Origin of the sequence: Methanobrevibacter sp., assembly GCF_045646045.1 — an archaeon.
GTDB lineage: Archaea > Methanobacteriota > Methanobacteria > Methanobacteriales > Methanobacteriaceae > Methanocatella.
On the sequence record NZ_JAZRJY010000102.1, the window covers coordinates 1 to 24836 of the forward strand.

27 protein-coding genes are annotated in these 24836 nt (G+C 33.5%); 4 read left to right on the forward strand and 23 right to left on the reverse strand.

The annotated features are described in order from the left end of the window. The coding region (locus ACKI5C_RS06900) for a hypothetical protein (RefSeq protein WP_407432435.1) at positions 1-213 on the forward strand (213 nt) is incomplete at its 5' end. Between the two features lie 164 nt (positions 214-377). Continuing rightward, on the forward strand, positions 378-1613 hold the full coding sequence (locus tag ACKI5C_RS06905) for an ATP-binding protein (protein WP_407432436.1): 1236 nt from the start codon (positions 378-380) through the stop codon (positions 1611-1613). A gap of 42 nt (positions 1614-1655) precedes the next feature. Here ACKI5C_RS06905 and ACKI5C_RS06910 read toward each other — a convergent pair whose 3' ends face one another. The 3 genes from ACKI5C_RS06910 to ACKI5C_RS06920 all read right to left on the reverse strand — a co-directional run bounded on the left by ACKI5C_RS06910 (position 1656) and on the right by ACKI5C_RS06920 (position 5157). After that, the gene (locus tag ACKI5C_RS06910; protein ID WP_407432437.1) at positions 1656-4133 is read right to left on the reverse strand and encodes a right-handed parallel beta-helix repeat-containing protein; all 2478 of its coding nucleotides are present in this window, start codon (positions 4131-4133) and stop codon (positions 1656-1658) included. A 218-nt stretch (positions 4134-4351) separates the two neighbouring features. After that, the gene (locus ACKI5C_RS06915) at positions 4352-4771 is read right to left on the reverse strand and encodes a type II toxin-antitoxin system VapC family toxin (protein ID WP_407432438.1); all 420 of its coding nucleotides are present in this window, start codon (positions 4769-4771) and stop codon (positions 4352-4354) included. Next, positions 4768-5157, reverse strand: coding sequence for a hypothetical protein (locus tag ACKI5C_RS06920; protein ID WP_407432439.1), 390 nt, complete (start codon positions 5155-5157; stop codon positions 4768-4770). Before ACKI5C_RS06920 ends, ACKI5C_RS06915 begins: the two co-directional genes overlap by 4 nt. Before the next feature lie 155 nt (positions 5158-5312). Between ACKI5C_RS06920 and glmM (ACKI5C_RS06925) the strand changes: the two genes are divergently transcribed. Further along, the gene (glmM, locus tag ACKI5C_RS06925) at positions 5313-6677 is read left to right on the forward strand and encodes a phosphoglucosamine mutase (protein WP_407432440.1); all 1365 of its coding nucleotides are present in this window, start codon (positions 5313-5315) and stop codon (positions 6675-6677) included. Between the two features lie 122 nt (positions 6678-6799). On the opposite strand, the gene ACKI5C_RS06930 is transcribed toward glmM (ACKI5C_RS06925), so the two are convergent. Genes ACKI5C_RS06930 through glmU form a run of 5 tightly spaced genes read right to left on the reverse strand, consistent with a single transcriptional unit; the run spans position 6800 to position 11562 of the window. Then, positions 6800-7936, reverse strand: coding sequence for a tetratricopeptide repeat protein (locus ACKI5C_RS06930; protein WP_407432441.1), 1137 nt, complete (start codon positions 7934-7936; stop codon positions 6800-6802). Between the two features lie 19 nt (positions 7937-7955). Next, entirely contained in the window at positions 7956-8666 is a 711-nt protein-coding gene (locus ACKI5C_RS06935; RefSeq protein WP_407432442.1) for an anaerobic ribonucleoside-triphosphate reductase activating protein, read from the reverse strand. Then, positions 8666-9766, reverse strand: coding sequence for a histidinol-phosphate transaminase (gene hisC / locus ACKI5C_RS06940; protein WP_407432443.1), 1101 nt, complete (start codon positions 9764-9766; stop codon positions 8666-8668). Before hisC ends, ACKI5C_RS06935 begins: the two co-directional genes overlap by 1 nt. 3 nt (positions 9767-9769) lie before the next feature. Continuing rightward, positions 9770-10252: a gamma carbonic anhydrase family protein gene (locus tag ACKI5C_RS06945; RefSeq protein ID WP_407432444.1), complete on the reverse strand. Its 483-nt coding sequence runs from the start codon at positions 10250-10252 to the stop codon at positions 9770-9772. Between the two features lie 17 nt (positions 10253-10269). After that, the gene (gene glmU, locus ACKI5C_RS06950; protein WP_407432458.1) at positions 10270-11562 is read right to left on the reverse strand and encodes a bifunctional sugar-1-phosphate nucleotidylyltransferase/acetyltransferase; all 1293 of its coding nucleotides are present in this window, start codon (positions 11560-11562) and stop codon (positions 10270-10272) included. Between the two features lie 317 nt (positions 11563-11879). Between glmU and ACKI5C_RS06955 the strand changes: the two genes are divergently transcribed. Next, a complete protein-coding gene (locus ACKI5C_RS06955) occupies positions 11880-12047 on the forward strand; it encodes a rubredoxin (protein WP_407415540.1) in 168 nt (55 codons plus the stop codon). Positions 12048-12073: 26 nt separating this feature from the next. On the opposite strand, the gene ACKI5C_RS06960 is transcribed toward ACKI5C_RS06955, so the two are convergent. The 15 genes from ACKI5C_RS06960 to ACKI5C_RS07030 all read right to left on the reverse strand — a co-directional run. Then, positions 12074-12232, reverse strand: a complete 159-nt coding sequence (locus tag ACKI5C_RS06960) for a hypothetical protein (protein WP_407432445.1) — start codon at positions 12230-12232, stop codon at positions 12074-12076. A gap of 128 nt (positions 12233-12360) precedes the next feature. Beyond that, positions 12361-13698: a phosphoglucosamine mutase gene (gene glmM / locus ACKI5C_RS06965; RefSeq protein ID WP_407432446.1), complete on the reverse strand. Its 1338-nt coding sequence runs from the start codon at positions 13696-13698 to the stop codon at positions 12361-12363. Positions 13699-13707: 9 nt separating this feature from the next. Beyond that, positions 13708-14946, reverse strand: a complete 1239-nt coding sequence (locus tag ACKI5C_RS06970; RefSeq protein ID WP_407432447.1) for a 2,3-bisphosphoglycerate-independent phosphoglycerate mutase — start codon at positions 14944-14946, stop codon at positions 13708-13710. Positions 14947-15037: 91 nt separating this feature from the next. Beyond that, positions 15038-16654: an ABC transporter ATP-binding protein gene (locus tag ACKI5C_RS06975; protein WP_407432448.1), complete on the reverse strand. Its 1617-nt coding sequence runs from the start codon at positions 16652-16654 to the stop codon at positions 15038-15040. Beyond that, positions 16644-18299 carry an ATP-binding cassette domain-containing protein gene (locus ACKI5C_RS06980; protein WP_407432449.1) on the reverse strand — a complete coding sequence of 552 codons (1656 nt, stop codon included), beginning with the start codon at positions 18297-18299 and terminating at the stop codon, positions 16644-16646. Before ACKI5C_RS06980 ends, ACKI5C_RS06975 begins: the two co-directional genes overlap by 11 nt. Positions 18300-18316: 17 nt before the next feature. Then, a complete protein-coding gene (locus tag ACKI5C_RS06985) occupies positions 18317-19009 on the reverse strand; it encodes a TIGR00297 family protein (RefSeq protein WP_407432450.1) in 693 nt (230 codons plus the stop codon). A gap of 139 nt (positions 19010-19148) precedes the next feature. Next, positions 19149-19730, reverse strand: coding sequence for a 30S ribosomal protein S3ae (locus tag ACKI5C_RS06990; protein ID WP_407432451.1), 582 nt, complete (start codon positions 19728-19730; stop codon positions 19149-19151). 376 nt (positions 19731-20106) lie between these two features. Next, positions 20107-20700, reverse strand: coding sequence for a sugar O-acetyltransferase (locus ACKI5C_RS06995; RefSeq protein ID WP_407432452.1), 594 nt, complete (start codon positions 20698-20700; stop codon positions 20107-20109). 66 nt (positions 20701-20766) lie between these two features. Continuing rightward, the gene (locus tag ACKI5C_RS07000; RefSeq protein ID WP_296807425.1) at positions 20767-21366 is read right to left on the reverse strand and encodes a cytochrome c biogenesis CcdA family protein; all 600 of its coding nucleotides are present in this window, start codon (positions 21364-21366) and stop codon (positions 20767-20769) included. After that, positions 21367-21771 carry a thioredoxin family protein gene (locus ACKI5C_RS07005; protein WP_407432453.1) on the reverse strand — a complete coding sequence of 135 codons (405 nt, stop codon included), beginning with the start codon at positions 21769-21771 and terminating at the stop codon, positions 21367-21369. Between the two features lies 1 nt (position 21772). Then, positions 21773-22492, reverse strand: coding sequence for a hypothetical protein (locus tag ACKI5C_RS07010; protein WP_407432454.1), 720 nt, complete (start codon positions 22490-22492; stop codon positions 21773-21775). Positions 22493-22565: 73 nt separating this feature from the next. Next, the gene (locus ACKI5C_RS07015) at positions 22566-22889 is read right to left on the reverse strand and encodes a NifB/NifX family molybdenum-iron cluster-binding protein (protein WP_296796953.1); all 324 of its coding nucleotides are present in this window, start codon (positions 22887-22889) and stop codon (positions 22566-22568) included. Between the two features lies 1 nt (position 22890). Beyond that, positions 22891-23460 carry a flavodoxin family protein gene (locus tag ACKI5C_RS07020; protein WP_407432455.1) on the reverse strand — a complete coding sequence of 190 codons (570 nt, stop codon included), beginning with the start codon at positions 23458-23460 and terminating at the stop codon, positions 22891-22893. A gap of 9 nt (positions 23461-23469) precedes the next feature. After that, positions 23470-24225: an S-methyl-5'-thioadenosine phosphorylase gene (mtnP, locus tag ACKI5C_RS07025; protein ID WP_407432456.1), complete on the reverse strand. Its 756-nt coding sequence runs from the start codon at positions 24223-24225 to the stop codon at positions 23470-23472. A gap of 7 nt (positions 24226-24232) precedes the next feature. Next, on the reverse strand, positions 24233-24836 hold a 604-nt coding region (locus ACKI5C_RS07030), incomplete at its 5' end, for an RtcB family protein (protein WP_407432457.1).

Below are 24836 nucleotides of genomic sequence, written 5' to 3' on the forward strand. Positions count from 1 at the left end.
ATAGAAATATCACAATTATTCTCACAAATTAACCAAATTGAACCAGATTTAGAACTTGACATACATCACATCCTTAAAAAAATGATTAAAGAACATTTCAAGGACGAAGAAAACAAATGTAGGGAGCTGTTAACCATGATATCCAAATCAATATTTAAAAAAAAATCTCGATGGACTAACATACAAAGAAAAAACAGAAATACGAATGAATGACTTAAACCAACAAATAGAACAAAAAGCAAAGTATTATATACTTATCCTGAAATAATATTTAATAAGAAATTTTTCTTTTGTAAATGGAATTTTTTATAATTTATAAAAATTTTTCTTTTGTACAATGGATTTTTTTAACATTAAATATAAGTGAGTTGGTATTGATGGAAAAAAAATTAATCAAACGTGATGCTTACGTTAATCAATTAAAAGAATATGTTAACTCTGATTTTGTTAAGGTATACATTGGGATTAGAAGATCCGGCAAAACCAGTTTAATGTACAACATTATCGATGAACTTAAGTTAAATGGCGTGAAAGACGAGAATATAATATTCATTTCTTTAGAATCAAGAGAATATAACCACATTTATGAATCAGAACAATTGGATGAAATTGTTTATGATAAAATAGAAAACATTAAAGGAAAGATATATTTATTTTTTGATGAAATCCAACAAGTAAACGGATGGGAAAAATCCATTAACAGCTACAGAGTTTCAATTGACTGCGACATATACATCACAGGTTCAAATTCAAAATTATTGTCAGGTGAGCTGGCAACACTCCTTACTGGAAGATATCTCACAATCAATGTCTATCCATTTTCATTTAAAGAGTTCCTGCAATATAAAAACGAAATCGATGAAATTGAACTAACAGATGATTCAATCAATGAACTGTATGGTGAATACTTTAACTTTGGAGGTATGCCAGGTATTTTATCATTAGGCAGTGAAGAATTTAAAAAAATGGCTCTAAAAGACATTTTTAACTCAATATTATTTGAAGATGTAGTTTCTCGCTTTAAAATTAATAATATCGATTTGCTGCAACGATTTACCAGATACATGATTAGCAGCACAGGCGAAATATTTTCATCCAAAAGCATAAAGAACTATTTAAAAAGCAATAATATCTATACCTCCCAAGACACATTGCTTAAATATAATGAATATTTAAAGCAATCATTTCTCATTTCAAAATGCAAATGCTTCGAACTGAAAGGAAGAAAAGAAATGAAAATTCTTGGAAAATATTACTTAACAGATCATGGATTTCACCATTCATTAATCGAAGACAATATATTGAAAGTAACTAAAATCCTAGAAAACATTGTTTATGTAGAGCTGCTAAGAAGAGGATATAAAGTAAACGTCGGTAGAAATAAGGACAATAGTGAAGTGGATTTTGTATGTGAAAAATCAGGAAAATACAAATATATTCAAGTCTCCTATAGACTGACAAATGAAGAAACATTAAATCGTGAAATTACCCCATTATTAAGAATACCAGACAAATACGAATCAATCTTAATAACAAGCGAAAAACATGATTTTTCAAAAGAGGGAGTTAAACATTTAAACATAATCGATTTTTTATGTGGAGACAAATTATAGAAAGTTGAACTATAAAAAAAGAATAATTAGTCAAATTAATGACTAATTGGTTTTTTGACGTTTATAACCTACGACCAGACAAATCAAGCACAAAATAATTAAAACAATACCTAATGCAACATTATCCTTAATTGTTTTAACAACATCATTTAGTTCGTAGGCATTTTTACTTGTGGATGAATCAGTTCCTCCAGAATTAGACTCACCAGCACTTGAACTAGAAGCAGCACTGGAATCTGATGATTCCGTTGACTTGGATTCACCAATTGCAGCATCAGAACCCGTTACGGACGGACCTGATGATGTCTGATTTGTAGCCTGTGATCTTCCGCCATAGGACTGAACATTATTTTCGCCCCCTTCAGTATTGGAATTCACATAAGCAACAAGCAATTCCCTAAGGTTCAATCCGGAATTTTGCGTACTGTTTCCATTGGCCGGATTAATAGGCTTATTTGACTGCTGATTATTGGAAGGAGTCCTTGGATGATAATTATAATCCTCCACATAACCGTTGTCTCCATCAGGAGTGTCCGGAAGCTCAACATATTCAGTTTTGTCCTCACTTGAAGAATTGGTTTCAGTTGAATTATCTACAGTGTTTTGTGAATCACCGGGTAAAATCATTCCTTCAGGAATATCTCTAGGTTTAGGATTGACTGATGGTGAATCGCCTCCACCAGTGCTATTTCCCTGTTGAGGACTGACTGATGACGAATTTCCTCCTGTGTTACTTCCATTAGAAGGAATATTGCTTGATGAATTTCCTTCACCAGCATCCGGAATGGAAGGACCCACAGGACCGGCAGGGACATCACTATCTTCATCCTCCTGATAATTTGCAGCCGCACCTCCGTTTGTATGGTGGCGAATTGTATCGTTTCTTATAAGAGGATTGAAGTTTGGAATATCAAAAATTCTTTTGCCGGCAATTCCTGATGCATCAATGATATTTGAAAGATTCCTGTCATTTTCTACTGCAGTATAGTTGAAAACATAACCGCTGTCAATGTCATTTGCCCTTTGGGCATTATAATCAAATTCATTGAAAACCAAATTATTGTAAGACATTTCACTTTCATGAACTCCATCACCCTTTTTATACCCATTATGACCATCTTCAATATCATCCTGATATGAAATTAAAGTATTATGAGTTATAGTGGAGTTTACAGCACTTTCAAGATAAACTGAATAGAATCCGTCACTCAAAACGGTATTGTTAATAATGTCAAAACTATGGTCGCCAGGTGAAGATTGGGAATAACTTATTCCATATATATTGGTGTTTTCATCAACATCCCCAGTACTGTGAACTTCAATCAGATTATTCATGATAATGTCATTTGAGTCCTGTCCTTCAATACCTGCAACCAAAGCCCAACTGTCTTCACCAGCAAGACCAGTAATATTAATTCTATTGTACATAATATAGAGTGCAGTATTTCCACCGGAATTTGATGAATATATTCCGATATTCGGACCATTAGATACACTGCACAAATCATTGTAAACAATTGTTACATTACTTAAGGGTCCGGTTAGCTGAATTGGATAAGCAGCACCTGCAGAAAGTCTTCCCCCAGTTGTATTAATGGAAATATCATTATTAGCTACGGTTAAATTGGCCAGAGAATAAATATCCAATCCATACAGGTAATTGTCAACACCACGATATGTGAAAAAGTCCGTCATTTCAAATGAATTGTTTAAAATAAACGCATTATTGCTTCCCCACATGAAGAAACAGTCCAGTGTTGGAAAACCGAATGACCTGCCGATTGCATCACAGGTAACGTCATTGCCTATGAAAAGCAAATCATCACAGTAAATTGCACTGACAGCTAAAGAATAATCGGAATCTGATGCAACTCTGCCCGTATTAAAATTAATGCCTCTTAAAACCAGTTTGGTGTTGATTGTATTGTTGTAAACAATTGCATTTCTGGAATAATCCATTCTTAAAGCATAATTATAGACATCCGCATTATAATTTTGACCTGTGAAATTGATTGTTGAATTGAATATTGTCAGATTGTCAACAGGATGCCTGGAAGTCCCTGATGAGTAGATTCCATAAGCTGTAGTATCTTCCAAAGCAATGCAGTCGATATTGATATTATTTAAAGCCACATTATCTGCCCTGACTAAAATCGCTGCAAATTCATTATCATAAAATGAATCATTTAAAACAAAGGACAGGTTAGACAAAACAACGTCACTTCCAGCCACATCCAAAACAGTGTTGATGAAAAGACTATTTTTACCGTCAATAGTCACGTTTCTTTGGGAAATCGTCAGAACCCCCAAATTATTAAATTCGCCGCTGAACGTCAAATTACAATTTGAATAATTGGAAGCCAGAACACCATTAGGGAAGTATTTATTAATATTTTCCAATGTGACATTGAAATCATCTTCAAAATACAGATCAGGAATATCAGGCTCTTCAGCATTTTCACCGTCACTAATAACCGCCGAATTACCTGCATCATCTGCCGCAGATACATTAGCAATCATCAAGACCAATATGAATAAACCCAATAACAACTTTTTAATATTTTCACCTCCCTTTACGATTGATAATAACACTAGTACCAATGAAAAAGGTAAAAGATATTTTAATGTATGTAAAAAATTGTTTATAAAATTAATGCCTATCAATGATACAAAAATATCCAAAAATCCATCTAAGATTAAACTTTTCCTGCAGTGATTTTAAAAAAAAAGACCACATATTAATGCAATTCAAACAAATCAATTTCATCAAATAATTTAAACCCTTTATCCAATGATAAAACCGCATTAATATTTAAATAGTTTGAAATAATTATGCTGGAACAGTCCACAAAGCTTACCCTGAAAGCATTCTTATTATATTTTTGAAATATGTTGAATACCTTTTCATTGTAATCTTCAATATCATATTCATTGACAATGATGAAATTATCATTCAAATAGAAATATGCTGTTTCAACCAATTGCATATTTTTTGTTTTTTTCATTAAAACCATAATTATTTCCGTTAATATAGCATTGGTAATGTAACATTCATTTTCATCAATCAGATATGCATACTTTTTTGTTAATTCATGATTAGAATCATTTTTCCGAAACAATGAAATGATAAATGACGTGTCAACGAATATTTTCATCATCCATACACTTCCTTGTCAATGTCCCATTCTTCGCCGTCATCTTCAATCATTCCAATGATGTCATCAGTAGTGATTTTTTCCCTATGAAATTTTGATATTCCATCAGCAGACAAACCTCTGCTTATATAATCGTTGACCAATTCATTAATTCCCTGTTTTTTTACATCACTCATTAAAGCAAGTTTGTCCAACAAATCATCTTCAATAACTATTAATTCCATTTTATTACCTTTTAAAATATTCTGTTTATTGCGTTCAACCGCATCAAACAAGAATTGATGTATTATTTCAGTTTGTGTGGTTTCATTTTCAAAAGCTATTCTTTTCAATTCCTTCAGTAGATCCGTATCAAAATTAAAGCTAGTTTTTTTCGTGTTGCCATTCATAGAATTAATTTTAACACCACCTTTTAATTAGCATTATATTGTAAATAGTATAAATATGTAAGGTTATATTCATTTACCTACAACAATATAAATACATATTTATTAACCAAAAACCAAACATTAATACATAATTAAATTTATAGGAATTTATTAAAATGTCAAGTAAAAAAAGATTATTCGGAACATTTGGAGTTAGAAGAACTGCAAACGATGTATTAACCCCTGAATTTGCATCAAGACTGGCCGCATGTTATGGAACTCAAATTCAAGGAACCGTTGCAGTTGGTGGAGATACAAGAACAACAAGTCCTATGTTAATGGAAGCTGTAAAGGCAGGTCTCTTATCATCAGGATGTGATGTTGTGGATTTAGGAATACTTCCTACACCAGGAGTTCAATACGCTGTTCGCAAATACTACGATGGTGGAGTAATGATTACTGCTTCACATAACCCTCCAAAATACAATGGAATTAAATTTTTGGACGAAAATGGTATTGGAATTCCCGATGAAATGGATTTAGCTATTGAAGAATTATACTTTGACAGCGAACCGAAAAGAGCAGAATGGTTTGAAATTGGTCAGGTTTACCATAATGACAAAGTTATTGATGAATACATTGATGAAGCAATCTCAAAAGTTGATGCTGATGCAATCAGAGAAGCTAAGTTAAAAGTCGTTCTTGATTGCGGATCCGGTGCCGGTGCCTACACTGCACCATACTTAATCCGTAAATTAGGCTGTGAAGTGACCACCCTCAACTGTCAGGCAGACGGAGCATTTCCAGGACGTGACCCTGAGCCAATTGAAGAAAATCTCCAGGAACTGATTGGCGTTGTAAAAGAATTAGGTGCAGATATAGGTATTGCACATGACGGAGATGCTGACAGGACCATCTGTATTGATGAGAAAGGAAACTTCGTTTTAGGAGATAAAACATTCACTCTTGTTGAAAAACAAATGCTTAAGGAAAATGACGGAGGAATCATTGTTACTACCGTTGCGACTTCACAGGCAATTTATGACATAGCTGAAGAATACAACGGCGAAGTGATAGCTACAGCAGTTGGAGATTTACTTGTAGCACGTGAACTTCATGAAAAAGACGGACTCTTTGGTGGAGAAGAAAACGGCGGTTTAATTTTCCCTGATTTTGTCTATGGAAGAGATGCCGTTATGACTGTTGCTAAAATCTTAGAAACCTTGGCTTTAGAGAAAAAACCATTATCAGAATTGGTGGCAGAGCTTCCTGTTTATTATGCAAGCAAAACCAAAACCGAATGTGCTGACGATTTAAAACAAGAAGTTATGGACAAAATCGCTGAAGAAATCAAAACCACAACCGATTTCAAGCTGGATTTAACCGATGGTGTTAAAATCTTAAAAGAAGATGGCTGGGTTATTATCAGACCTTCAGGTACCGAACCGATTTTCAGATGCTTTGCTGAATGTGACACACAGGAAAAAGCAGACGAAATGACTGAATGGGGTCTCAGCTTAATTAAAAAATACAAAGGCTAAAAATTGAAGTAACATTACTTCAATAATTTTACTTTTTTTAATATTAACAAAAAACATTTAAAAAAAAAAACTATTTTTAAACACCAAAACAATGAAAAAATTTACTTCTAAAGATAACATCATCAGAAGTTTTCCAAACATTCCTCTTTCAGGAAAAATGCATCTTCATTATCGGGATTTCTAAGCAGCACCTTATTGAAACTATCAACAGCCTCTTCAAATTTACCCAGTTCCATCAGTACAACACCCTTATTCAGCAAAAAGTCAATATTATTTTTTTCTAAAGAAATAGCTGTATTAAAACATTCCAAAGCTTCATCGAGTTTACCCAAATCAATGTAGGCATTACCCATCCTGTTAATAGCATCGGCATCCATTTCAGAATCATCCAAACAAACCTCAACCGCCCTGTCGAAAGATTCAATCGCCTCTTCCAGACGGCCCATATCAGTTAAAAGGTTTCCTCTGGAATTCCAAACTTCAGGATTTTCACTGTCAATGACTATGAGCTTGTCATAGACTTTTAATGCCTTATCATACTCACCTAAAACCTCCAGAATGAATCCTCTCCAGTATAACACAATAGGACTGCTTGGAGAATAATTATAAGCAATGGTACTTGATTTCAATGCACCATCCAAATCACCTGCATTCAAAAGGGCAATAGCCTTGTTGTTTAAGATATATACATTATCCGGCTCGATTTCCAATGCCTTGTCATAGCAATCAATAGCTTCATCAAACTTGCCCAGTCTTGAAAGGTTGTCCCCCTGCTTATTCAAAAGATAAACATCATGGGGATCAATTCTTAAGGCAGCATCATAGCACATTGTGGATTTGTCAAATTTACCGCTGTCAAAAAGAATGTCTGCACGTTTTGTTATCATTGACTTTTCATCGATTTTATCTCCTTTCCAGTCATCGATGTCCAATTTCTCAAAATAAATAATCTGGAATTTGTCGGAATTGTCGACTCTGCCACCATACATCTTTTTAAATTCCTTTAACATTTCTTTAGAGTCTTTAAATCCTTCTTCACGGGCAACATCATCATTGTCTACGATATCCTCAAAAGCAATGTCTTCAACATCAGTGACAATGGCTTCAAAAATCTTCATCTTTTCTTTTGAAACGAGATTCCAGTAACAGTATAATCTGTCACCTTTTTTTAAAGGAGTTTTCCAAAGCTTACGAATTGTTCTTCTTTTTTTACCTGTTATAACATCAATATCATTACTAGAAAATGATAAAATCGGCATTTTGGACCTCCCTTAAATTTTATTCAATTACCTGTTCTCCAAATTCTCCAGTTTTAACTTTAACAACGCCATCAAATAACGGCCTGATTTCCTTAGCTAATTTAATCAAATCATGCGGATTTGGAACTTCCACTTCTTCCAAAGCAGGATCAAGAACGTTCTTATTTCTGAACTGCTGAATCGTATAGATATCTCCTTCAACATCACTTACAAGATTATGGATATCCTTTTTGGTGTGCAATGTTGGAACGTAAGTTGTTCTGACTTCCAGACGAACATTAGGATCTTCATTTAAAAGTTTCATTGATTTTTTAACCTGTGAACCGACTTTGGCTCCAGTAATTTTTCTGTATTTTTCAAAAGGCGCCTTAACATCCAAAGATACGAAATCCAATATTTCCAGTTCCAATAGCTTTTCGATTTTTTCCGGATAAATTCCACTTGTATCTAGCTTTGTTTTAAGGCCAATGCTTTTAATGTATGTGAAAAGCTCAATCAATGCATCAAGCTGCATCAACGGTTCACCACCAGATATTACAACAGCATCAATAAAATCAGCAGCATGGTCAATGTCCTTTTTAACTTCTTCGAAAGTCTTTTGAGTATCATCTTCCAGCAGTTCCACATTGTGACAATATCTGCATGCCAAAGGACATTTGGACATGAAAATAACCAGAGACATATTTCCATGGAATTCCACCGAGGATATTAAGGTTCCGCCAACATACATCAGTCCACTACCTCATGAACAATTTCAATGAATTTTTTATTCTCTTCCATTGTACATATACTGATTCTTATCCAGTATTCATCCAAACCTTTAAATGAGGTACAGTCACGAACGATAATTCCTCTTTTCATAAATTCACGGGCAATTTCGGCTGCAGTGTAACCTGTATCCTTTACACCAATTAATATGAAATTGGATTTTGAAGGGAAAACATTAAGAGAATCTATTTTAGAAAGCTCATCAATGAGATAGTCCCTGCTTTCTATTCCATCCCTTATTGACCTTTCAATATGATCCTTGTCCTTAAAGGTATTTACTGCCGCAACATAGGACAGTCTTGTCAGGGAAAATACTGGCTTTATCCTGTGCATGTATTCAATGATTTCCTCACATGAAAGGCCGTATCCTATCCTCATTCCTGCAAGACCCAAAACCTTGGACATCGTTCTTATAATGAAAATATTGTCATATTCATCGATTAAATCCTTATTTGTAACTTCAGAGTATTCAAAGTAAGCCTCGTCAATAACAATTAAGATTTCCGGATTGTCACCAGCGATTTTAATCAAGTCATTTCTGTCAATTAATGTGCCTGTAGGATTGTTCGGACTGCACAGGAATATCATTTTGGTTTTAGGAGTTATCTTGTCATAAATAGATTCAACATCCAAAGCATTTTTATCTAAATCCCATCTGGCATAAACCGGTTTTGCGCCATACTGTTTCAATAAATATTCATAATACATATATGACGGCAAAGGTACGATAAACTCGTCATAGGGATTTATGAACGTCTTTGCCAAAACATCAATGATTTCATCAGCACCATCTCCGCCGATTATAACCTGAGAATCCTTAACTCCAGAATACTGGGCTGCAAGATGAACTACTTCCTTAAGCTGAGATTCAGGATACCTGTTCATGGAATCCAATTCATTTTTAATGGCTTCAATTGCCTTTGGAGAAGGACCCCATGGATTTTCATTGGATCCCAACTTAATAATGTCCTCTTTTTTCAAACCGAATTCTTCAGCTATTTCATCCTGTGACCTTCCGGGAACATATGAGTCCATATCACTAACAATCTGTCTTGGTTTCATGATTTAATCTTCCTTATACTGTTTGGAAAGTTTTACATAATTATCCGCATTAACTTGAATGTGCTTAACCTGTTCAGGAGTTACTTCCTTAATCAGTCTGGCCGGAACACCTAAAATCAGACTATTTTCAGGAAATTCTTTTCCTTCACTTACAACAGCACCGGCACCGACAATTGAATTCCTGCCTATTTTGGCCCCGTTTAAAACCGTCGCATTCATTCCAATCAAAACATTGTCTTCCAGTGTGCACCCATGAATAACTGCTCCATGACCTACAGAAACATTATCCTTAATGACAACAGGGAAGTCTTTGGAACAATGAACAACACAATTGTCCTGGACATTAGAATTGTTTCCTATTTTAATGGAGGATACATCACCCCTTACGACGGCACCATGCCAAATAGAAACATTTTCGCCGAGTTCAACATCACCAAGTACTTGAGCACCAGGGCATATTACAATAGAGTCTTTTTTATTTTCCATAATATCACTAGCATAATTTATTCTTTCTTTTCATTAATTTTATCTTGAACAATGTGAGTTTGCTTTAACAATACTCTTGTATCAGAAGGCAAATCTTCATATAATAAAACATTTGAACCGATTGTGGAATTAGATCCAATTTTAACACCCGGAGAAAAACTGGAGTTGATTCCAGTTTTAACTGAGTCCCCGATAATAGCTCCAAGCTTACGTCTTCCACTATCCTCAATTGAATCCTTGATTTTAGTTCTGACATTAGCATTGTCAAAACGCAAATTGGCAAGATTGGTTCCTGCGGCAATATTACAGTTAGAGCCTATTATGGAATCTCCAACATAACTCAAGTGGCTGACATTGGTATTTTCCATAATGATTGAGTTTTTGATTTCAACCGCATTTCCGACATGAACATTATCGCCGAGATAAGTGTTACCACGAATATAACAGTTAGGACCCACATCACAGTCCTTACCTATGTAGACATTACCTTCGATGTAAACTCCTGCTTTAATAACACTGCCTTCACCCAAATAAACTTCACCATGAATATGGGCTCCATTTTCAACCTTACCCTTAATCTGAGTTTTTAAGTTACCGATTAACTCTTCATTAACTTCAATAAGTTCCCATGGCCTTCCAACATCAATCCAATCCTTATCTGTCTTGTGGCCGATGACCTTTTTGCCATCATCTATCTGCAGGGAAACAGAATCGGTAATTTCGTATTCTCCTCTTTCAGATATTCCTGTTTTTTCGATTTTTTCAAAAATATCCTTGTTGAATACATATATTCCAGTATTAACCAGATTACTAGGAGCTTCTTCTTTTTTAGGCTTTTCAATGATGTTTTTAATGTTTCCATTTTCTATTTCAACAACACCAAAAGCGGAAGGGTCCTCCACTTCAGTTAAAACCATTAATGTATCAGGTTTTAATTCATTATATTTTTTAATAATCTCACCGATTATATCATCATCAAGTATAATATCCCCATTCAAAACAATCAGACTATCTTCAATGAAATTTTCACCATATGAAATAGCATTAGCTGTACCTAAGAAATCCTTTTGAGTTTCATAGGTGATATTGACACCAAATTTGGACCCATCACCAAAATACTCTTTTACAATTTCTTCCTTATATCTTACAATTAATAATATATCAGTAATACCGTTGTTTTTTAATGATTCTATATTATATTGAATAATTGGCTTGCCGGCAACAGGCAACATTGTTTTAGGCTTTGTAAGTGTTAATGGCCTCATCCTTGAACCTTCACCAGCACTTAGAATTATTGCTTTCAATTTAATTACCCCATATTAATTAAAAATTATTGTACAATATTATGTTTTTTCTAATATATAATTAATTACATTACAATATTTCAGATTAAAAAAACATTGCTTTATTTTAATTTTATGAACAATAATTTTAGTAGTGTTAATGAGATTAATTATTTTAATAAAAGAATTATTGAAATAAAATACTTTGAATAAACGGGCAATAAAATAAGTCTAAGAGTATCTACATGAAAGTAATTGAAAACAAATAAGTAATTTTAAATATCAGTATTAATACATTTAAAATTATATTGGCAATGCTAATAAAAAAATAAGGAGATAATAAAATGACTATATATGTTTGTTTACACTGTGAATACAGATTTGATTCAGAAAAAGGAGACCCAGCATACAACATTCCTGCTGGAGCAACACCTGCTGACATGCCAGATGACTGGGTATGCCCAGAATGCGCAGCATTAGGTAAAGAAGCATTTATTGCAGAAGAAGAATAAATCTTCTTCTAATTTTTTATTTTTTATTAATTTCTATTTTTTAAAATTGACTTTAAAATAATTTCATCTTCTTCTTCGGGAAGAATATCCTCATAATCAATTTCCATACCCATCATCCTGTAAAATGCATATATTACATCTTTTCCAGACAATATGTTAGGATTATTTTCCCTTTCACGAGCCAACCTAATAGCTTCAGGGTCAGTTATCCATTTACGGCAATTAAATTCTATGGTTTAGTCAATTGTATACCATTCATATTTTAATCATTAATTAATTAAAAAAAAAAGTTAAAAAGATGAAAAGATTCATCTTAAATATTATCCATTATAATCTTTTTACAGATTTCATTGATTTCTTCTGCCCTTTCCTGGGAACGTGATTCCAATGTTATTCTAACATAGTCTTCAGTTCCGGACGGCCTTACTAAAACCCAGCTGTCATCTTCAAAGGTTAATCTGACACCATCAATTGAATTTATTTCACGAACATCATCAAAGGCATCTTTCAATAAATCTTCCATATTGTTCATCACTTCAATTTTTGCCTCTTTTGAACAAGTGATTTTTTCACGGATATTCGGATAGGATGGAATCTCAGCCAATAACTCTGACAATTTACCTTTTTTGGATACCAGTTCAGCCATTCTAAGACCGGACAATATTCCGTCAGGACACATGCAGAAGTCAGGATGCAGCCATGTTCCGGATGGTTCACCACCGAATGCAGCGTTTTTCTCGATGATTACTTCAGCAACATTAACATCCCCAACAGGAGTTCTTAAAACTTCACCGTCAACAGATTCGTCCATACACAATCCTGCATCGACAGTGGTTACTATGTCTCCATCGAATTCCTTTGAAATTAATGCCAAAAGTGAATCGAATGGTGAGATGTTACCATTTTCATCAACAGTTATCATACGATCAGCATCACCGTCATGAGCAATACCCAGGTCTGCCCCAATAGCTACAACGGTTTTCATGAGATTCTGCAAGTTTTCTGCATTAGGTTCCGGGTTTCTTCCAGGGAAAAATCCGTCCGGCTGGGAATTGAGGGTTGTTACCTCACATCCTGCTTTTCTAAATACTAAAGGTGATATTTCACTTCCTGCCCCTGATGCACAGTCAATAACAACTTTTAAGCCTTCTTTGATTTCAACCATGTCAACCAAATCATCAATGTAGCTGCCTTTGATTTCTTCATTGACTGAAATTGAACCTACCTTATCCCAGGTAACTGATTTGTATAATTTATTATTGTAAATGTTTTCTATTTCTGCTTCCTGAGCTGATGTATAAGCCATTCCGTTTTTATTCCAAAGCTTGATTCCATTATATTGTGAAGGGTTGTGGGATGCCGTCAACATAATCCCTGCATCACCGTCAAGCTTTTCTGTTGCATATCCAACCAAAGGAGTCGGAACCATACCGATTTTAACTACATCCACACCGCTTTCAAGAAGACCTGCACAAATGGCCTGATCCAACATTTCATTAGTTGTTCTTGTATCAAAACCGACAATAACTTTTCCTTTATTTCCAAGATAAGTAGCTAATGATTTTCCCACATTTAAAGCAAGCTCACATGTCACTTCAGAACCTATTTTTCCTCTGATTCCTGATGTTCCAAAGAGTTTCGCTGCTGCCATTTGAATCACCTAAGCTCCGAATTTATGTGCATAGTTCATTAAATCCATCATGATGTTCATAACATCAGATCCGCGAATTCTGTTAAGTCCTCCTTTTGCACAGGCAACTTCTGAGAATTCACATACATCATCCACCCTTACTTCAGGACCTCTAATCAATACGGGTACAGGATCTCCTGAATGGTTTAAAACGGATATTGGTGTTGAATGGTCTGCAGTCAGGAAAATATAAACATCTTCAAGTTTTATCAATTCACTCATTACAACTTCATCAACCTTTTCAATGAATTCCTTTTTCTCTTTGATTTGACCATCGTGGCCTGCTTCATCAGCACCGTCAATGTTGATTAGGAAAAAGTCATGATCTGAGTTTTTGACCTGGTCGATGATTGTATCACGAATATTATCCAGATTGGTGTCAATACCACCAGTTACATCTTCCATTTCGATAATGTCCATTCCGGCGAACCTGCCGATTCCCATAATAAGACCTGTTTCTGCAATACATGCGGAGTTGACTTCATATTTTTCATTTAAAGATTCCACTACAGGCACTTCTCCTGCACCACGAGGAATAATAATATTAGCAGGAGGTTCGCCTTCTTCAATCCTTTTTACATTAACCGGATGGTCTTTAACCATTTCATAGGATTTTTTAACCAGTTGGTTTAGGATATCTGCAGTTTTTGCTGCTTCTGCAGAATCATCTAAAGCTTTTACTTCCTTAGGTTTATTTCCTTCAACCTTAGGGTCTGCATCACTTACCTTATCAGATAGTCCTTCTCCCCTTAAAACCAGTACTGCCCTGTGACCGGTTGATTCTTTAAAAATTATTTTAATGTCAGGATAATCATCCAAAACCATTGTGTTCAACACATCAACGATTTCCTTTGTACCTTCCTTGATTCTTCCTGCACGTCTGTCTGTAACTATTAAATCTTCATCAGCAGTTGAAAAATTACATCTGAATGCAATATCTCCAGGCAAGACATCTACACCGACACCGTTTGCTTCAAACGGACCTCTTCCGGTATAGACCTCATATGGATTGTATCCTAAAATTGATAAATGTGCGGTGTCACTTCCAGGGATAATTCCCGGAGCAATTGAATCCATAATACCAGTAATTCCCTCTTTAGCCATTTTATCCATGTTTGGAGTGTTTGCAGCCTGAAGAGGAGTTTGATTGTTAAGTTCTTTAATCGGACGGTCACCCATTCCATCCATAATTAATACGATTCCCTTCATTATATCACCTTTAATAATAAAATTATACATTAATAATTTTGTGTTTTGATAGTTATATAATTTACATTTGGTGAGTGAGAAAAATATGGGATTAATCCAAAAAGACAGTATTATCAGCAAAATCTATAAAAGTATCATCAGGAGTTAAGATTATTGCAGTTCTGTTTTCACATATTCTTTTTAATTTATCCATAGAAAGATAATTAGGGAAATTTAAAATTAGTATTTCGGGATTTGATACTATTGCCCTTGCAACACAAATCAATTTTGCCTCACCACTGCTGAAATTCTGAAAATCGTTTGAAATGGAAGTTTCGTATTTGTCCGGAAATCTTTCAATCAAATCATGAATTTCAAGGAACTTGCAGGTTTTGACTACATCATCGGCAGTTAAATTATCTCCGCCATATGAAATATTGTCATGGATACTTGATCGAATAATGAAATCATCCTCCAGAGAAACTCCAAAAAGCTGTCTGTAGGAATTCAGTGAAAATTCCTTGATATTTTTATTGTTCAAAGATATTTCGCCGGCAGACGCACTTTCAAATCCAAGAAGCAAATCAATCAAATCATCCTTATTTTCACCAACAAAATTTATTGTCTGACCTTCCTCAATTTTTAAATTGAAATCTGATATGTTTTTATATGAAACGTTTTTAAATTCAATATCTCCATTTACAGCAGAAATATCCTTATTTAATCCAATATCATCATTGTCCGGATATTCCAATACCTCCAATACCCTGCTGAAACTGGAAAGACCTATCAGGATTGAAGTGAAAACCGAACTTAAGGACATTAAAGGCCTTTTAAAGAACTGTACATAAAATGCAAATGTAGATAAAACACCCAAGGTAATTACTCCATCATATGCCAGATAGCCCGCAAAGAAATATAGGCCAATCTGAACAGCATATGTTAAAAGGTAAACAAAAGGAACTGGGATATAGGTATAAAATCTGGATTCGGCAAAACTGTCCCTTTGTATATCATTTGATTTGACAAATTTCTTTTTAGAATATTCTTTAGCATCATAAGAATGAATCGGCACCCGGTTAATTAAATGATTGCCAATGAGCCCCATTTGATTACCCAAATCATCCTGATGAACCTTATATGCATCTCCGGACTTCCTATAAGACAAATACATGATTACAAAATAAACCGGTATGGAACCAATGAAAAACAAACTTAATAAAGGATTCAAAATAATAGCCGCTATGATAACAAAAATGATAATGAGCACGTCACCAACAAAAAGCACTATGCTTTTATTTACAAAAGACTTAATATTTGCAACATCATTATTTAATCTGGCCATTACATTTCCGGAATAAATATGATTAAATGTATTTGGAGAAAGATAGCTTAATTTCTCTTCCAATGCATACTTGAAATTGGCAGTTGTTTTTTCACTTATTTTTGACATTATCCTATTTATTGGAATTCTAAGAGAATATCCTACAATATAAAGTACTGCAATAACAAGTAATTCATCATAAACCTCATCTATTGAAAATGGAGTAGACAGCACGAAAGAATGATCAACCGAATTAATAATACTACCCAAATATTTTGGAGCATAAACCAGAAGGGAAATTGAACAAATCATCAAAATTGAAACTAGAATAAATTGATTTCTAAATTCAGAGACATATCCATAAAATTTTTTAACTAAATCCCACATGGAGTATTCAGCACCCATCATTACACCCCACAGATTCATTAAATAATTTTTTATATGCATCACATGTTTTTATCACTTCATCATGCTTTCCCTGTGAAATAATTTTACCATTATCCAGAACAAGGATATTATCAAAATATGAATAATCCTCAAAATCATTGCCTATAAAAATAACCGTTTTATCTTTAAGCCTTCTTTTAATATTTTCCTTAATGATTCTTTTTGAAGCAGAATCAATTGATGTGAATACATTATCAAAAATATATAAATCATAATCATGGGCCAGCGCTCTTGCAATCGCCAATCTTTGTTTGAAATCATGAGTCAAATTATTTCCATTTTCATTGACTTCAAAAGATAAATCTTTTGTGAATAATGCATCATTGCATGCGCTAACTACATCCTCACGTGAAATATGATTATCTCCCAAAGCAATATTTTCAAAAACACTGTCTTTGAATAAAAATGCTTTATTGGTAGATAAACTAACTTTTGTATTTCTGTCAATGAATATTTCACCAGAATCAACATTATGAAATCCCATCATCGAATAGATTAAAGATGTTTTACCTGAAGCAACAGGCCCAACAATTAATGTTTTTGACTTGTTTGGAATTTTAAATGAAATATCCGATAAAATTTGCCTATTTGATAAAGTAAGTGAGACATCTTTAAATTCGATTCCATCAAAATTATTTTCTTTTCTATAATCAGATGAAATGTTTTCTAAAGCCAAAACTTCTTCAATACGTACTGCTGAAGTATAAGATAAAGGATATATTGAAACAAAAGGAGACAATGAAAACAAATGATTAATTAAATAAATAATATATAATGAAACAAATATTACATCATCAATATCGGCCGCACCGATACTGTATTGGTAAAGACAGTGGAATAGAAATATAAGAAGTATAATATCCACAATAATTAACCAGATGACTGAAAAATTTAACTTATACTGGAATCTGAAACCCTTTTCATATGCATTATCTGCCTCTTTTTTGAAAACATTATTAGAATTCTCCTCTTTGGAAAAAATTTTAATTACACCCAAACCTGAGATTTTATCCAAAAATAAGGCATTCAATTTACCATACAACTTTTTAACATTAAAATATAAGTTTGATAATTGATTTAATCTGAAAATGAAAATAAATAAAAAAATTACAAAAAATACAATGAAAAAAATGGAAAACAATAGCGAAACATCATAAAGATTAACCGCAATACAAAAAGAAGCGACAACAATTAATAAAACACGCCTTAAAATAATTAAAACAAACGACTGTTCTGTATCAACACCCCGGATAAGTCTTGTCATCAATCCAGAATAATTAATTCTATTTAAATCATCAATAGTCTTTAAATTAAGCAATATCTCAAAAAGTTTTTCTTTAAGGTCATAAGCAAAATTGGATGCGACCGAAATGGAAAGATAAGAAATCACAATAGATGCAATGATTGACAATACAACTGATATAGCCACGCCACCTAAAATTTCAATAGAATAATCAAAAAGCCCATTTTTTATAGATAGTACAATACCAGGAAATAAATCAAGAACAGTCAATTGAGCTTCAACATTCAGATATGTGAAAAAGACAATTACCAATATTTTTTTCCATTGTCTTTTAAAAAGAAATTTCATCAGTTCTTTCATGATAACACACAAACAAACTAAATAAGCAAAATACCTACAATAGCCCCGGTAATCGTTGCAATTAAATTAACATGCTCGTTGGTTAACATTTCTGCTCTTTCAAATGTTGCACCAAGAAAACTATCCATAAAACATCCTACAGTACCAGATATTACAGAAACAACAATGGCAGATACGGGATTGGCAACAATTCCCAAAAAGTATGCAGATACACCAATAATCAATGCTCCAAACATTCCGACAGCAGTTCCAAGAACAGATACTGCACCATCAGTTCCAGGATCCACCTTCTGGAACGTAGTTATTAGTCTAGGTTGCTGCAATATTCCAATTTCGGAAGCTAAAGTGTCTGCAGTTGCCGTTGCAATAGCTCCGATAAATCCACCGACAAAAGGCATATAATAACCGCCAAATGCAGCCATCATAAATGCAACAATACCATTTGAAATAACATTTTTAGATGATCTTCTTCCTTCATATTCACCTAATGAACGCTTATAAGATTTGGAGTATCTGGTTGCAAGCAATGATAAAACAAGAAATATAATTAATAAGACTAGCCAATGGGCTCCCGCTGAAAATATAATTACAACTCCCATCAATACCATGGTCAGGGAACCTAACAAATCCAGGGATTTTCTTTTATAGGTTATGAATCCTAAAATGAATAAAGCCAATACATAACCCCAATTAATCATTACTGCATCCATAATATCACTACTTAAATTAAATACTATATTTATATAAAATAGTATAAAAATTTTTATTAAATATAGTTATTTTAATCTGGATAATATGGTGAATATGAAAAATAGAAAAGTTAAAAAAAAGAGAATTGTAAAAGTAATCCTATTTGATTACTTTACTTTTGATAATTTCCACTCTTTTAAGTGGGTAGATTTTTTTAGCTGTGTGGTAAATTTCAGAAGCTAATTTACCGTTTACTGAAGATTTGACTAATTCTTCATAAGTTCTTTCAGCTGCAGTTTCTTGAAGTAAATCAATGATAACTTGTCTCATGTATTTTTGTTGGGAAGATTTAGCTCTTCTGATAGTTACTGCTAATACATGAAGTTTGATTTGACGTTCATCTTTGGTTGTTACGATAGTGGAAGCATCGATTCTGGATGTTCCTCTTCTGATCATACTTCTTACGTAATCAGTAGTGGTTTTGTGACCAGTGAATTTAGTGGATGCAACATCACCAGCTACGTTATCAATTTCAAATCTGAGTTTTATGTATTGTTTTGAGAAATCACCAGTTAATTCCCTCATTGTAACTTCGACGCCTCTTCCAATTAATAAATCTGCGTCTTTAGCTGGAGTTTCTCCAATTTCTTTTTCTTCAAACATTAATGGTGTTTTAATAGTAAACCATGATTTTTCTTTCCAAGTGTCACGTACTCTACGTCTTGATTTTGCTTTTGCCATTATATCAACCGTTTTAAATTTTAAAATATTTTTTATAATTTAGCGAATAGCTATTTAATTTTGAAAAATAGTCCTCAAATAGAATATTTTATTAATCTTACATAAAATAATCTATAAAATGAAAATATAACAGATTATAATTCTATAATCTCTTATCCGACTATTGTGAGTTCTTCTCACGTTATTTAAAGAATAATTTGTAATTCAGTTTTATTTAATTAAAACCCGCCCTTAAAGGTTATTATTACATATTTTATTCATGGTATATAAATATTGTTAAAAAAAATATAACAGTTCTTTCAAAACCTAGCTGACTTGAAATATTTCAATAATTTTTAAAATGACATTGGATTTTCCATTTCCATTTTTCCCCAAATCACTTCTGTTCAGGCGCATTTTCTGTTTCTTCAATATCATTATCTATTTTTTTAACAACCCTTGCAGGAACTCCCAGGGCAAGGGAATTATCAGGAATATCCTTTGTAACAACCGCACCGGCACCTACAACAACATTATTTCCAATTGTCACACCAGGAAGAACCGTAACATTGCCCCCCAACCACACATCATTACCAATATGGATTTCTGTTGCTTTCGCCAAATGTTTACGTCGGCCTTTTGGACTTAATGGATGATTAACAGTTGTGATTAATGTATTTGGTCCAATCATTACATTATCGCCAATATACACCTCTTTAATATCAAGAATTGTTAGATTATAGTTTGCGGTAAAATTATCCCCTATGAAAATGTTTTTTCCATTGTCAAAAGAAAATCGTTTGCACATCATAACATTATTTCCTACAGAGCCTAAAATCTCACACAGCACCTCATATTGCTTTTCAAAATCAGCATCATCAATTGAATTGAATTTAGTGCTGTTTTGGATTGCCCTTAATTTAAGCGAACTTATTTCTTCATCAACATAGGAATATTCAAGACCTGCTTTTAATTTTTCAATTTCTTTCATAGTTTAACTATTGATTTATCATAAATAAAAATATGGTGGATATCAAAAGTTTTTGAAAAAAAGCAATTATAACATCAGATATATTGCACCGACAATAATTAACACTGCAAAAATTTTCGGTATATACTCTGTCTTTTTGACAAAGGATTCAAGATTAATTTTAGATAAAACGAAACTTAAAACAAGCATTGTCAGACCAAAACCTAAGGAATATAAAACAATATTGAATGCAGCATATAAAGGATTGCCTGATGTTACCAGAAGTGAAATTAATGAAATTAAATAAGCACTGTAACATGGAGCCCATGCAATGGAAGTTAAAAAACCAAGGCTAAATGATCCCAAAATTCCATCATGATTTTTTGACTTGACATTTACAAAGCTGAATGAATAATCAAAAAGCATTAAAATTCCAATAATCAGCAGAATAACCGCCGAAATGTATCTTACATAAACAATATATTTATAGAGAATCTCTGTAAAAAATCCTGTCAGGAAAATAATGAGAGTAAAAATTGAAAATAAACCTAAAGAAAATGAAAGGATTTCAATTTTTGATTTGGATTTCAGGCTAAATGCTATAAAAATAGGTAAAATAGGCAATATGCATGGAGACAATATTGAAATAACACCCATAAAAAAAGAAATTAAGGGAAATACTTCCATCTATATCCCCTTAAGCTCATTTAAAAATTCATTTGCATCAACAAAACCTTCAATTTTGCCTATTTGTTTTTGATTTGAATCTAAAAAGATTGTGGTTGGTGTTCCAAAGATTTTATATTTAGCCGCAATTTGAGAATTTTCATTGATATCAATGAAAACAGTAATATAATCCTTATTTATCTTAGATATAACATCCGGATTAGAAAAAGTCTTTTCTTTCATTTCATCACAATAGTGACAATTTTTTTGGTCAAATACTAACATTATACCTTTATTTTCTGCTTTTGCTTGTTCAATAGCCTTATTTAAATCCGTGGTATTGTTAAGAGGGTCACTGGCAAAACTAGCAGATACACTAACAGCCAAAATAGCTAAAATCAATAATGCAAGAAATATTTTCTTCATTTTAAGCTACCCCCAAAATTATCAGCGTAAAGATAAATACATCAGTACAAAGATGAGTAATGTATGATATAAGAATGTTTTTCGTTTTAATATAACCTATAAATTCAAATATTGACCCCAAACCCTGAACACAAAATGCGAATAGGAAATATTTTGGTTCAAATGAATGTAAAAACGCAAAAAATGCCATGACAAGAAGCATTGATGCAATAACAGACAATTTACGATTATCAGTGTATTTATACAATATCCTTAAAAAGAATATGAATGGAACAAATTTAATTATTTCTTCTCCCATTAATGAAAATATTAAAGGAGGAATTGAAAAAATTGTTGTAGTAGATTCATTCACGAGTACCGGTGAAGATATATGAATCATATCCAAAACAGAACCAATACAAAGTGCATAAATTAAATATCCAACAAAAAGCCCTAATGCAAGAGCAATATCTCTAAGTGAAGGCTTTTGAAATATTGCCTTATAATCCCATTTTAAAAAATATAAAATTGGGACAATCATAATACAGCATCCGAAAAATCCAAGCACAAGTGCTTTTACCATACTTGGAAAGTCAGATGCCTCTACCAACTGAAATAAAAATCCTAGACATATGCAGAAAAATAATACAATCCATCCCCATTTGGGAAGGTAGGGATTTTTCTTATAAAACGGAAAATCCAAATTCTTATTTTCAAATTTAAACCAATCACTATCTAACATAATATAATAATTATATATTACTATTATAATAAAGTATAGGAAAAAAATAGAAAATCTTGTCATTATGACAAGTTTAATTTTTCATGAAGTTATAATGGTCAATGTATCGTTTCAAAACTTCATCAACAGATCCTTCATCCATCACCAATTTTATATTGGCCTGGTCTGCTTTGACTTTTGACTTGAATCCATATTGGGCTGCAATAATGACATCACAGTCTTTACATGCTTCAATTACTTTTCCGCCCTGATGCTGACTTTCAAGGTCGATGTCGATTTCCCTGTGTTCGACAAAAGTCAAGTCATCATTTTCATAGTCATAAATGTATAATGAATGACCTTTTCCCAAATGCAAGTCCAGATTCTGACCATTGGAGGACACAATAGCTATTTTCATTTTAATCACCTAATTTTTTTATAATTCGAGCAACATTTTCACCAAATAATCTTATGGTTTGAATTCCTTCCGTATCTTCAAAAGCTGTCCCTTCTTTACCTGCAATGACCATATTCCAGTAGGTACTGCCTGCAACAATCATATTATTTATAGGGAAAAACATCATCATCTCCTGCAATGTTAATGTTTGACCTCCGCGCCTTCCAACGGCTATCGGTCCGCCAACTTTCCACGTAAGGAATTTATCCGTGTCTCTTGATACCTTACCGATTCTCTGAAGTGCAGCCATGATGTCTCCCCTTGCAGTTCCAAAGTAAACCGGCGCTGCAGGAATAAAACCATCGGCATCACGAATCTTATCGATGATTTCATCCAACCCATCATTTAAAACACAGTTGCCGTTCTCGCGACATTTCAAACAGGCAACACATGACTGGACAACATTTCCTCTTAAAGATACAATTTCTGCTTCAACACCATTTTTCCCTATTTCTTCAGCACATACCTTCAAAACGTCCAATGTATTACTGTTGGCTCTTGGAGAAGCGTTTAACAATATCACCTTTGCCATAGTGTCACCCTAAACTTCAGCACCGTCCAATGCATGATTGCAGGAACAGTCACAATCATCAGCATTTTTAATGAAATTATAGATTAATTCAAGCAAATCCTTTTCAAGAGACTGCACCATTTCAAAAACTTCATCTATTGTCAGTTCATTTTCTGATATTCCTGAAGCGTAATTGGAAACTATACATATTGAATTATAGCACATTTCCCTTTCACGAGCCAGAGTCACTTCCGGAAGGCCAGTCATACCAACCAGATCTCCACCAAGCATTTTAAACATTCTTATTTCTGCAGGAGTTTCAAATCTGGGACCCTGTGTACAGACATATGTTCCGCCCAATATCACGTCTCCGGATTTATTTAAAATATCCCTTAAATGAGGACAATATGGTTCTGTTACATCAATATGGACTACCTTATCTTCATAAAAAGTTTTATCACGATTTTCTGAAAAATCAAGGAAATCATCAGGAATAACAAATGAACCAGGAGGCATTTCCAAATTCATAGAACCTACAGAATTTGTTGCCAATATCTGAGTAACTCCAACGTTTTTAAGTGCATCAATATTGGCTCTGAAATTGATTTTATGTGGGGGAATGCTATGGCCTGAGGCATGTCTCGGAATGAATGCAACTTTTTTTGAGAAGATATCTAAAATAGATACCTCAACATCACCGTAATCTGTACTGACTATCTTTTTTTCAACATTGTCTGCCTTAGAGGTTATCTCATAAACCCCACTTCCGCCAATAATTCCAATCATAATATTACTATCCTTTTGTAACAGCCAAAGGTTTGACTTTTGCAACAAGTTTTGCAATGCCTGTAGAATCAGATACGCGAACTACACTGTCAACATCTTTATATGCACCAGGAGCTTCTTCAGCAATAACATTTTTGGATGTTGCTTTAATTTTAATTCCGTTACTTTCCATATTATTAACTATGTCTTCAGGATTGTAGTCTTTTTTAGCCTGTGAACGTGAAAGGATTCTTCCTGCACCATGTGCAGTTGAACCAAAAGTCTCTTCCATAGCTGTTTGTGTTCCATGCAATACATAGGAAGCCGTTCCCATAGTTCCCGGAATTAACACCGGCTGGCCAACTTCACGATATTTTAACGGAACTTCTTCACGGCCAGGCCCAAATGCACGTGTTGCCCCTTTTCTGTGAACAAGAACTTCCATGTCATTGCCTTTGAAATCGTGAGTTTCCTCTTTTGCAATATTGTGAGCCACATCATAAACAATCTGCATGTCCATGTCGCGGGCAGATTTGCCTAAAACCTCTTCAAAGGATTCACGAATCCAATGAGTAATCATCTGTCTGTTTGCCCATGCATAATTGGCCGCAGCATACATTGCTTTTAAATAG